At 49.4% G+C, this 11613-nt stretch carries 10 protein-coding genes; 4 read left to right on the top strand and 6 right to left on the bottom strand.

The window, feature by feature from the left end; genetic code table 11:
* Together HKN79_02050 and HKN79_02045 are read left to right on the top strand one after the other, a co-directional pair.
* Positions 1-308, top strand: a 308-nt coding sequence (locus tag HKN79_02050) for a hypothetical protein (protein ID NNC82333.1), incomplete at its 5' end; no start/stop codon positions are given.
* On the top strand, positions 305-1951 hold the full coding sequence (locus tag HKN79_02045; protein NNC82332.1) for an amidohydrolase: 1647 nt from the start codon (positions 305-307) through the stop codon (positions 1949-1951). The genes HKN79_02050 and HKN79_02045, both read left to right, overlap by 4 nt.
* An 11-nt stretch (positions 1952-1962) precedes the next feature.
* Here HKN79_02045 and HKN79_02040 read toward each other — a convergent pair whose 3' ends face one another.
* The 3 genes from HKN79_02040 to HKN79_02030 are packed head-to-tail and all read right to left on the bottom strand — an operon-like array spanning position 1963 to position 4113.
* A complete protein-coding gene (locus HKN79_02040; protein ID NNC82331.1) occupies positions 1963-2466 on the bottom strand; it encodes a TlpA family protein disulfide reductase in 504 nt (167 codons plus the stop codon).
* Entirely contained in the window at positions 2466-3221 is a 756-nt protein-coding gene (locus HKN79_02035; protein ID NNC82330.1) for a redoxin domain-containing protein, read from the bottom strand. The genes HKN79_02040 and HKN79_02035 overlap by 1 nt, the downstream gene beginning before the upstream one ends.
* Positions 3222-3261: 40 nt before the next feature.
* Positions 3262-4113 (bottom strand): hypothetical protein, encoded by an 852-nt coding sequence (locus HKN79_02030; protein NNC82329.1) that lies wholly within the window; start codon positions 4111-4113, stop codon positions 3262-3264.
* 177 nt (positions 4114-4290) lie between these two features.
* On the opposite strand from HKN79_02030, the gene HKN79_02025 reads away from it, so the two are divergent.
* Positions 4291-5358, top strand: a complete 1068-nt coding sequence (locus HKN79_02025; GenBank protein ID NNC82328.1) for an HlyC/CorC family transporter — start codon at positions 4291-4293, stop codon at positions 5356-5358.
* Positions 5355-5819, top strand: coding sequence for a tRNA (cytidine(34)-2'-O)-methyltransferase (locus HKN79_02020; protein ID NNC82327.1), 465 nt, complete (start codon positions 5355-5357; stop codon positions 5817-5819). The genes HKN79_02025 and HKN79_02020 overlap by 4 nt, the downstream gene beginning before the upstream one ends.
* A gap of 224 nt (positions 5820-6043) precedes the next feature.
* On the opposite strand, the gene HKN79_02015 is transcribed toward HKN79_02020, so the two are convergent.
* From HKN79_02015 to HKN79_02005, 3 genes are all read right to left on the bottom strand, one after another.
* On the bottom strand, positions 6044-7900 hold the full coding sequence (locus tag HKN79_02015) for a CocE/NonD family hydrolase (GenBank protein ID NNC82326.1): 1857 nt from the start codon (positions 7898-7900) through the stop codon (positions 6044-6046).
* A 121-nt stretch (positions 7901-8021) separates the two neighbouring features.
* Positions 8022-9752: a T9SS type A sorting domain-containing protein gene (locus HKN79_02010; protein NNC82325.1), complete on the bottom strand. Its 1731-nt coding sequence runs from the start codon at positions 9750-9752 to the stop codon at positions 8022-8024.
* 145 nt (positions 9753-9897) lie between these two features.
* Positions 9898-11613, bottom strand: a 1716-nt coding sequence (locus tag HKN79_02005; GenBank protein NNC82324.1) for a T9SS type A sorting domain-containing protein, incomplete at its 5' end; no start/stop codon positions are given.

The raw sequence follows: 11613 nt of genomic DNA, 5'->3' as shown, positions 1-11613 counted from the left end.
CTCCTGGCGCAGTTATACGTACATATTTCAGACCTGCCATCTGGGAGATGGGCGGTGCACTTCAGGCCTTGGCAGCCATAGAGAATTCCCTGTATATCCTCTTACTTTTGTCAGCCATCATCTGGAGAAAGGGTATCCAGAATCAGGATCTTTTCATCATGTGTCTCATATTTCTGGTGGCCATGGGAGTCTTGATCGGTTCGGTGACACCGGTGCTCGGAGCTATCGTCAGATATAAGGTTCCAGCGCTTCCCTTCTTGATGATGCTGATCTATTTGATAGCAGATACAAAACGTCTCAGTTCATGACCATATATTCTTCTTGGCAATTCTATTCTTACCTGCTCTTGCTATCGATTTTCCTATCTGCGTGCAACTATCAGGATACTCAGGTGGATATGGTCGTGCACAATGCGGTCATCTACACTGTGGATGACGCCTTCACTGTGGCAGAAGCGATGGCCATCGACTCGGGTAGGATAGTCGCCATAGGACCCGAGCGGGAGATCATGAACAAGTACAAGGGAGAGCAGATGGTGGATGCAGGGAGCAGACCGATCTATCCCGGATTCATCGATAGTCATACCCATTTTGTAGAGCACGGTCTGTATGAGAATCAAGTGGACCTCACTGGGACCAAGAGCTGGGAGGAATGTGTTGAGCGTATTCAGGAATTCGCTTCTTCCAGTCCAAGTCTGTGGATAGAGGGACATGGGTGGGACCAGAACGATTGGGAGATCCAGCAATTCCCTGCCAAAGATGCTCTCGACCGGCTCTTCCCGGACCGTCCGGTCATATTGGACCGGATAGATAAGCATGCTTCCCTGGCCAATAGCAAGGCCTTGGAATTGGCTCTGATAGAGGGGCCCAAAAGGGTGATAGGAGGAGAGATCATGGTAGACGATGAGGGGGAGATGACCGGGATGTTGATCGATAAGGCGGCCTATTTGGTGAAGGATGTCATCCCGGCACCGGATGAGGACCTACTCAAGAGAGCTATGTCGCGGGCCCAAGAAGATTGTTTCGAATATGGGATCACTACGGTGGCCGAAGCGGGATTGGATACCACCTCCATCCGCCTCATTCAGAAGATGCATGCTGAAGGAGAACTTCTGATCCGGATCTATGCCATGCTCCTTGCAGATGATGCCGGCAGGGAATTCATGAAAAGGGGCAAAGTGCTCGAGGACCGATTGACGGTGCGGAGTGTCAAACTCTATGGGGATGGTGCCCTAGGTAGCCGAGGGGCTGCACTGAAACATGACTATCATGACAAAGAAGGGCACCGGGGTGCCTTGCTCCATCAGCCTATCTTCTTCAAGCAATGGGCCGCCCTATGCGACCTCTATGGGTTCCAGATGAACACGCATTGTATCGGTGATCGGGCCAATCAAATCATCCTTTCGGTCTATCAGGACCAGCTGAAAGGGACCAATGACAAACGCTGGCGTATAGAGCATGCCCAAGTAGTCACTGGAAACGATATCGCGATGTTCGGTAGGAACAATATCCTCCCTTCTGTGCAACCGGTGCATGCTATGAGTGACATGCCTTGGGTGGAAGAACGTATCGGGGCCGAACGGGTAGACGGGGCCTATGCCAATGCATCCCTTTTAGGTGAGAATGGACTTGTACTCCTAGGTACGGATTTCCCGATCGAGGGAATGGACCCCTTACAGACCTTCTATGCCAGTGTATTCAGGAAGAATGCCCAAGGAGAACCTGAGGAAGGTTGGCATATGGAGGAATCCTTGACCCGTGAGCAGGCCTTACGCGGAATGACCATCTGGGGTGCGATAGGCAATTTCGAAGAAGAACAGAAAGGGAGCCTTGAAGTGGGCAAGGTGGCTGATTTCATTATCATGGATAGGGATATCATGCAGGTAGAGGAGAGTGAGATCCTGGATAGTCAGGTCTTGAGTACGTTCGTACATGGAGTAAAGGTCAAGTGATCGACCGTGAGCTAAAGACTAGCCGTTAGCTTCTCACGCACCTCAGCTATAGTGGTCTTCGATAATGTGATCTTTCCTTCTGGATCAATAAGGAAGAGACTCGGTATCTCGGTCACGTCATATGCTGAAGCAATAGGATTGAAGCGCACGTATCGGCTTTCTTCGACCAACTGATTCTCCCAGACATATCCTAGCTGCCGAGCAGCCTTAGCCACGTTCTTATCGTTCTTCTCGATAGCGATGCTCACAATGGTTAGTCCTTTGTCCTTGAAGTCATTGTGCAGAGCGACTATCTGCGGGGCCTCTCTGATACATGGACCGCACCAAGAACCCCAGAAATCAAGTAATATGAAATCACCTTTGAGAGCGTAGAGGTCGAATGATTCACCCGAAATAGTCGTACTGATGATGGGTGGAGCTAACTGCCCCGCTTCTGTGCCGATGGCCTGTTCATCGGGACCTGTTGGAGAAGAACATGCTCCTATGAGCACAATGAAGATCCAGAGGTATCTCATCAATCGCTTTTGATGAAGCGCTTGGTGAGCACCTGCCTTCCATCCGTGACATGGAAGAGGTACATACCCTTAGGCAGAGCACTGAGATCGAGCCGATCACGTCCCTGTTCCAATCGTCCAGACTGCGCCAGAGCGCCTGTGACGTCCAATATGTTGTAGGTCAAGACGGGGTATGATGTCTCATAGAGCAGTATCTGGTCGACCGAGGTGTTGATCAGTCGGAATGATTCACTGAGATCAGCCTCTTGCAGTGAGGTGGCTGGTGCGCATTCCATGGCATGCTCTACAATCTCAGACGGGTCATCATAGACCGGTGATATGAATTCATTATTGAAGGTCCCATCGGGGCAGATCACGAAATAGCGGGGTTGATAGGTCACATTCCATTCGTTGGCGACCACATCTGTGGCCTCAGTGATGACCGGGGACATGACTCCATATTGGTCGATATAGGCCTCTTCATTGGTCGTGCTCGGGTCCCGCTCAAAGGTCAGAACGACTAAGGATTCATCACCCCCTTGACCATAGGAGGTGTAGAGTTCTTCCATGCCTCCGGTACTGCTCTGACATACTCCGCACCAGGTGGCAAATACATCGATCACGACCGTTTTTCCCTGATCCAGATACGATTGCAAGTGATGTTCCTGTCCATCGATATCGGTAAAAGTGAAGTCAGGAAAAACGCTCCCATCCGGCTGGGCCAGAGCGAATTGCATGGTGGCTATCAAGGTGGATACTAGTAGTATTCTTTTCATATCTCTTCTCTTCAAGTGTTCATTGCACAAAAATCAAGCCTCATCTGATATCCATATAAAGACCTAAGCTATAGACAGGCGCTACGAGCAATACATTGCCCCGGATGGAACCGGTGTAACTGGCCGTCAATCCTATTTTGGGATCCAGATAAATGGCTGTTTCCACCATATAATTAGTGAAGCTCATAGATTGGGTGAAATTATTGGTGAACATCTGTTCTTCTCCGGTATCACCTGCTTCAATAGCATTGATACGGCCGATGAGCCAGAACTTGGATTCTTGAATGGAGACTCCCGCCTCCAGACCATACCACAATTCATTGGTGAAGTTCCCACTGCGGTTGTTGAAGCCGGCATAAACAGTACTGTATCCGGCTATGGCATCATTTCCAAAAGGGATGCTCAAGTCGCTCCGTATGAGTTGGTTGAATTCTCCATCACCGGTGAATAGGTTCTCGCGCTCTCCCAGAGTCGGGCTCCCGATTGGTAGGCCGAGGGTGAGACTGGCGCTGATCTGGATCAGTGATCCGGAGTGGATCTTCTTGCGAAGGCCGACATTCATATCACCTATGCCACCGATAGCGTCATTTATCACTACGAGCTCTCCATCTTCTTCTATCATCCCATCAACGGTATGACGCACATACACTGGGAGGTAGGTCTCCAGACTGATGCCCTCCCCTAGACCGTGCTCCATGTAGAAACTGGTGGTAAAGAGTTGACTACTGAGCCTCGGGCTGAAATTGGAGCCTCCAGAGAAGTACCCCATACTCTCCACCCAGGACTGACCGAACTTATAATATCCTTGGCCTTTGGATTTGACCCAACCACCTCCGGCCAGCATCAGCTGAGAGCTGAGCAATAGAACAAGCATCAGGTATGTTCTGGTCATCCCCATAAGATACGAAGTTAGCTCGAGGATGGATTTTACTTGAGGCAATATCCAGGGTGTATTCCAGTCCTAAGAGAGGCTGAGCACAGGCTACTATGAATGAGAAGAAGGTCGATCATGTAGCGCAATCTCAGATAGGAGCTAGGGATAATCTATTTTTGACAAAATCATCAGGCTGTGACCGAACTTATTATCTGGGCTGTTCTATCTATTGCGTTCTCCTTTCTATGTAGCATTTTAGAAGCCGTGCTCCTATCGGTCACTCCCTCCTATGTCAGGGGGCAGGTGAGCTCGGGAACCGCTACGGGCCAGCTGCTGGAAGAGTATAAGCAGGATATCGATAGACCCCTTTCAGCGATTCTAACCCTCAATACCCTGGCGCATACGGTAGGAGCCATCATGGTAGGAGCCACGGCTGGAGAGATTTACGGAGAGAATTACCTGACCATAGGCGGGAAGGATATCGTGAGTTATGAAGGAGCTATTGCAGGAGCAATGACCCTATTGATCCTCGTAGTCTCTGAGATCATCCCGAAGACCATCGGTGCCAATAACTGGAAAGCATTGGTCCCTTTTTCGGTCCGTGCTATTCGGGTCATCCTTACCATCTTACTCCCATTCGTATGGATGAGTCAGCTGATCACCCGTAGTCTGAAGAAGGAAAAAGAGAAGGCGGTACTATCCCGAGCCGATTTTGTGGCCATGGCAGAATTGGGTTCGAGCGAAGGGATCCTTCGTGATACAGAATCAGCCATCATCAACAATGTATTGGCATTCGAGAAACAGACAGTGAGGGATATCATGACTCCTCGATCGGTCACATTCATGCTTTCTGAAGAGACCACGGTCGCTGAGTATATGGCATTTCCTGAAAGCAAGACTTTTAGCCGGGTACCCATTTTCTTAGGTGAAAAAGACAATGTCACAGGTCTGATACTCAAGGATGATGCCTTGGATGTCATGGCCCGTGAGAATGGGGATATACCATTATCCGATCTACGTAGGGATATACCGGTAGTCTCTGATGATCTGAAACTACCAGAACTGCTCAAGCGCATCTCTAAGAGCAGACAGCATATGCATCTGGTCACTGATGATTTCGGACACGTTGTGGGCGTAGTGACGATGGAAGACCTTTTCGAGAATTTACTTGGTGCTGAAATTGTTGATGAATCCGATGTAGTGGTCGATCTACAGGCCCATGCCAAGGAAAAGTGGGAAAAGAAGATCAAGGATCAGGAATGAGCGGATTCAATGTGGTGCTTGTCGAGCCGGAGATTCCGAACAATACAGGAAACATCGGTCGACTCTGTGTAGCCACGGAAAGTGTACTGCATCTGATCCATCCATTGGGTTTCCAGATAGATGAGAGTCGGGTGAGAAGAGCAGGTCTGGATTATTGGTCCGATCTGGCCGTTCATGAGTACGATTGCTTGGAAGATTGTATAGGGCAGGTGGATACACAGGCTTCCATCCATTTCTTCTCTTCGCACGGAAAGCGGTCGCTCTATAGTACCCGTATCTCACCTGGAGACTGGTTGATATTCGGAAAAGAGTCGGTCGGGCTCTCTCAAGAGATCCGTACCAGATTCGAAGATCGACTTACACGGATTCCATTTCCTGGAAAAGTACGCAGCTTCAATCTGGCCAATGCCGTGGCCATGGTCCTAGGAGAAGGTATGCGCCAAAACTCAATGGATCATTGAGTACTCCTGGTCCACCTGTACCTGTTCGGTATCAGCTGGTCGCGCACTCTCAAGATCGGTATCGTCCTGATCCTGAAGGTGGTTCAGTCCCATCCCGAAAAGGGCTAATATGAAGAATAGTACAAGTAGCTTTTGTAATCTCGCCTCACTCATCGCTGTCATAACTACACGTGTTGGTCAACGCTAAGTTCGACCAAAAAAGCATTCCTGTCCAGTGCTTACTGTCAATCGCTTAAGACGGGAAGAATGAAGCGGCTATCTCCGAATAGTGTGTGCGTGGCTTTCTCAAAATCGGATTCTTCAGCTTCATAGATGGACTCCACATAGTTCTGCGGATTCCTATCGTACAAGGGAAACATGCTGCTCTGCACCTGGATCATGATCCGATGACCTTTCTTGAAGGTATGGAAGGCATCTGTCAGTTCTACCCGTACTTCAGTCTTCTCACCTGGAGTGAAAGGGCTGGGTTTCTCGAAGGACTCACGGAATCTGCCTCTTAGGTAGCCCATGCGAACGAGTTGTTGATAGCCATTCATCTTCACGCCCTCCACATCCGTTTTCAAGGGCTCACGATCCATGGGGTATACATCGATCAATTTCACATAAAGATCAGCATCCTCATGATCGGTGGCGAATTGCAGAAGGGCTTCTATCTCACCGAGCACGGTGACAGGCTCTGTCAGAGGGTCGGTGCTGAAGGTGAGCACATCGGGCCGCTTACTGCAAAAACGTTGATCATCACACATGTAGGGTTTGGGCGCCATCAAATGGAAATCGAGTTCTTCGATGAAAGGTACAGGGTGAGCAGGGTCTGAGACGTATTCCATTCGAGCATCTGCATCTCCTATCTCAGAGAGCAAGCTCCCGTCAGCGCTTGGATACAATGTGAGTTTCTGAGCATCCTCCGGATATCGATCCAGATCCTTCCATGCATTCTTCCCGGTATCATAGAGTTTGACCTCTGGCAGTCCATGGTATGCTTCACCCTTTAAGTGATGTGCAAAGAAGGGTGCTTCCATTTTGACCTGATACTGTTCAGATACCTTGTCTCCGTAGTAGATGTCTCCTAAATAATATTGATCGCTGCGGTGAGCGGGATGACCGTGAGACCATGGTCCCATGATCCATCGATTATCCGTCCCTTTGCTCTGAGACTCGATGGCCTTGTAAGCGTGCACGATACCCCACAGATTCTGTTCATCATTCCATCCACCTACGATCAGTGTAGCGCAGTTGATGTCCTCCAGGTATTGTAACCAGTTGCGTTCTTGGCGGTAGGCATCATAGGTCGGGTGAGCCTTGATGTTCTCCCAGAAGAAATTGTCCTCTGAGATGAGGTCGGTGAAATTGCTCAGTGTACCTCGTTCTAAGAAGAAGTCATAGTAGTCATAGGTGGTCACCGGGTCCGTGTCAAATGTGAAGACCTCTGGATGCACACTATACCATGGCTCGGCCGTAGGTCCTTCATGATCCAGACCGAAGACATCGAGCACCGGCACATAGGAAAGTCCGAATAGACCATAGCGGTTGAAATCCTCGAAGAAGAAGTTGGTCACCGGTGCCATGGCCAGTATCGCCTTGAGATTAGGGTGGCGTGATACCGCACCCACGAGCGGGGTCCAGCCTACGTATGAATTCCCGTACATGCCTACGGCTCCATTATGACCATCGACATTCTCAAGCAGCCAGTCGATAGTGTCGTAGGTGTCGGTCACTTCATCCGTGGCATCCTCATCCTTGAAAGAGTAGGGAGGTCTGGTGTTCTCCCAGTTCCCCTCGCTCATCCACCGGCCACGCATATCCTGACAGACGAATATGTATCCATCGGCCACCATGTCCTCATTATACATGATCTGTGATGGCATCTCCTTACCATAAGGCCTGCAGCTATATGGGGTCCGAGTAAGCAGGATGGGCAGCTCGGTGGGGTTCTCTTTGGGTGAGTAAATGGTCGTGTGCAGGCGAGTGCCATCCCTCATCGTGATATAGACTTCCTCTTTCTGATAGTCATCGGTGGTAAGGCCCTGTGCAAGGGAAAGTTGTACCACAAAAAGGCTCAGGATCAATAGGATACGGGTCATGGTCGTCCAGATTAGTATAGCTAATATAAAAGCTACCTAAAGAAAGGTCGGTCGATTATGGAATCTGGACAGAGCGAGGTATGAGCGGTCCCCACATACCTGCTGTAAGGAGGTCGGTCCATCAGAAAAGGTGCACCTTCTTCACAATAGACGAATCTCTATCTGATAGTCTGACGAGATAAATGCCACTGGGAAGATCTCGTGTTTCTAGATAGATGCGCTCATCAGAGCGAAGTCTGCGATGGTCCACTACATGACCTGTGATATCCAAAAGGTCGATGCTAAGTGTTCGGGGTCTGATAGGTGCGAGGCCCACAATGGAAATACCGGAAAAGGAAGGATTCACAACAATGTCCACGGTGATATCCGAGATGTCCGATCCAGTATCGCTGATGATTTCTGAACACCTTCCTTCAAATACGCTCATCTCAGACCATGGACTCCAGAATTTATGGTACCTGGTCTGGAAATAATTGGTAGAAGGCGCCAGATTATTACGCACTTGGATTCCGTAGTACTGACCTTCATCCAAAGAGAATGACTCACCGCCATCTGGATCAGCGATCGCACAGGTGGTCAACAGTCCTTCTTCAGGAAAGGTGAATGAATTGACCGAGGAGGTATGGTCGTAAGTCGACTCGTAACTCCATTGGCGTATGGCACATGGATCTGAGAATTCGGTGGAAGTAGGTCCATCTACCGCGCCTAAGCGCACTTCGATGCGATTGATCTCGGGTTCTTTGTTCGGATAGGGTTCTTGGATCAGATTGTTCTCCCATTCATTCTCACCCCAGTGAAAAGAGACCAATGTGCTCATATCGTTTTCCCAACTCACCTCTGGAGGCGCAGGGGAGGAGAGGATGTTGGACTCGGGGTCTATCACGAGAGAATCCACCACAGCCTCAGGATAAGTGTCGAAATAGCTCTCTGCATTCAAGATGAATTCTATGGCAGAGGGCGGCCACTGGTAGCCATCTCCGAGACCGTGGATGATGCGTGAGTCTATACCATAGCAGGCATATCTCTCTTGTATGATCATCCCATTCATAGGATCATGGGAATTCACCACATCTCCCAAATTGTTCTTGTAGTGCAAGACCATCGAAGGATACTCCGGGCTTACGAATTCAGGTATGGATGGGCCCGGACATCCTTCTGCTATGGCCATGTCCTGGCTGAACCAGTCCCCATCGGCAAAGGCTTGTGTCATGAATACACCACGCACGGGACGCGTAATATCATCAAGTCCCATGAAGGAGATACGTGAGCCTCTGGAGCCACCGCCAACAAATACGTTCTCTGTATCCAGCCCGTATTCTTCAGCATGTTCATGTACCCAGGTCAAGACACGGTCGAAATCCGAATGGGCCGCGTCCCAATAATCGCGTATGCTCATCAACAGATCGGGATCATTCTCATAATAGGAACCTCCTACTGCGAGTGAGGACTGAACCGATTCCCAGGAGACAAAGGCTATTCCTTCTTCACAGAAATCCCTTCCATTGCTGAATGCGTCAGCGGCATACTGACCACCTGCATGGGCAAATATGTAGACAGGAACAGGGTCAGCGGATGGTGGAGTAGGGAGGTAGAGATCGAGCCATTGATCGTGATAGTGGGTATCATCCGGTCCGATCTGGTTCCCGTAGTTGAGCCCGCTTTCTTCATCGATGTAGACATGCCTAGAGACAGTGCCCCAGTCGTAATCCCCGCATATCCCACATTCTGGAATGAGGGTGGACGTCCCTATGGAATAAGGTCCTGCAGGACACTCCTGTGCCTGAATTGAAGAAGTAACAAGTGCGCCTGATCCCAATAATAGGAACAAGGCCATTCGTAGGTGGAAGGACATATAGCTCGGTATAATGGTCGGTCGGTTTCTGAAAGAGAACGATTATCCCCATCCAGAACCACTAATATAAAGCAGCAAGTAACATAAAAAGACCCCATCGGTCAAGGAACGATGGGGCCAACATGACTTCTCGAACGTAGGTATACTATTCGAGCATCATGTGCTCTACAAATAGTTGGTCAGTAGAAGTCCGTATGCTCAATATATACATTCCTTGTCTAATTTCTGAAAAATCGATGAGCATTTGCTTGGTCTTCCCATCAGTGGTCCTGGACTCTGTAGCCACTATTCTTCCGGTCATATCCACAAGTTGGATGTGGATCATGCCATCCAATTCTTGATCGAAGTTCAGAGAGAATGTACCATCGTTGGGATTGGGTGAGATATGGATATGATTCGCCACGGCTGCCTTGGTGTACGTTGATATACCCGAGTCGATTTCGGGAGGTGGGGTATATATCCCAGTAATCGGATCGAAATCAGGAGTATTGAAAATCTTGACCACACTCCATGGCCCCGGGGCGCCATCCCCTTCATCGCAATAGCAGCGCACGCGCCATCGGTAGCGGATATTGGGTTCAACGCGTTTAGAGTTATCCGCTCCATCGGCTCTGAATTTCGCGGGCCATTTGAAGAGTTCCTTTCCCGGTTTGGAGACCTTACTGAGCATGACAGTATCCGGGTCGGCAAAAAGTTCACCGGTGACCAGGTCTTTATGTTTCCAGAATTGAATATCACAGGCGGCATTATCCTGCGGTTGTAATCTGATCTTGGGAATCGCTTTGTACCATTTCAATTGAACCCTATCCATACCACCGTTTGGATAAGGGACCGGGGCAAAGGACTTGCTGAGGTCCACAGGTTGAGGCATGGTAGTGCCATCTGGTCCACAAACGCAGTCCGGAGGGTTGAAGGTCATGACGAGATTGTTATTCCCTTCATCTGATTCCTCTACCAGATTTAAAGGATCCACACAGATCTCGAGCACATCACCCGGATTGATGGGAACGGCCGGCATATTCCATGTCTTCACCGTTCCATGGCAGTCGCACTTGGGTCCATCCGGTCCGATACAATTGCCTGTATAGGTGAGGTTGCTCTTCTCCTTCCGAATCACTTTCCAGCTACAAGGTCCTGTGCATTCTCCTCCACTCGGACACTTCACGATGTCAACTATCCCAGAGCATTCATCCTGTGAGACCACTGTTTCTCCGTTGATCCTCAAATCCACATGAAGGGGTTTTTCTGTGCCATCTGAGTCGAGGATGAAGATGCTCGGCACCGTGACGTAGCCCACTGCATTGCGACAGAGGAATTGCATATCCACAGGTTGGAAATCGAATTCTGGGAACCATGTGGTGACCAAAGTGTTATTGGTCTCATCGATCTCAGGAATCCGTCCCTCTGGATCTAGGACCAAGGTGATCTGGTCACCAGGGCTCAACGGTATGTCAAGTATGGGCCACAATTTTTTATTGGCTGCATAGCAGTAACATCCTTCAGGTGTTATAGCTACACAGACACCCGGGTGGGGGACCGGTTCACTCCCAGGATGTGATATAAGTACTTCACAAGTTCCTACGCAATTGTCGTCAGGACAGTCGCCATCACCCTCTCTGACCAAATGCATTCGATCCTGTCCCATGAGTACTCCATTGACATAGATATCGGCCTCTAAAGGCATGGCCAGTTGATTGTTTGTACCTATGTCCACAATTGGTTCAATATCGTATAGTCCGGGTCCGAGCTGAAGGAATTCCATCTCAACAGGTATGAAATCCGTATGGGCTCCATTCTGCAGGATGATCTCATTATTGGTCTCATCCAATTCCTGAACTTGATTCAGAGGGTCGATGACGAT

This window comes from Flavobacteriales bacterium (assembly GCA_013001705.1).
Lineage (GTDB): Bacteria > Bacteroidota > Bacteroidia > Flavobacteriales_D > JABDKJ01 > JABDLZ01.
Note: the sequence above shows the minus strand (reverse complement) of the source record. Positions and strands in the feature narration are given on the sequence as shown.

Excerpts from the sequence above, each read along its gene's own strand:
- HKN79_02010 (NNC82325.1), bottom strand. The coding sequence starts at position 9,752 with ATGTCCTTCCACCTACGAATGGCCTTGTTCCTATTATTGGGATCAGGC.
- HKN79_02035 (NNC82330.1), bottom strand. The coding sequence starts at position 3,221 with ATGAAAAGAATACTACTAGTATCCACCTTGATAGCCACCATGCAATTC.
- HKN79_02020 (NNC82327.1), top strand. The coding sequence starts at position 5,355 with ATGAGCGGATTCAATGTGGTGCTTGTCGAGCCGGAGATTCCGAACAAT.
- HKN79_02015 (NNC82326.1), bottom strand. The coding sequence starts at position 7,900 with ATGACCCGTATCCTATTGATCCTGAGCCTTTTTGTGGTACAACTTTCC.
- HKN79_02045 (NNC82332.1), top strand. The coding sequence starts at position 305 with ATGACCATATATTCTTCTTGGCAATTCTATTCTTACCTGCTCTTGCTA.
- HKN79_02040 (NNC82331.1), bottom strand. The coding sequence starts at position 2,466 with ATGAGATACCTCTGGATCTTCATTGTGCTCATAGGAGCATGTTCTTCT.
- HKN79_02030 (NNC82329.1), bottom strand. The coding sequence starts at position 4,113 with ATGACCAGAACATACCTGATGCTTGTTCTATTGCTCAGCTCTCAGCTG.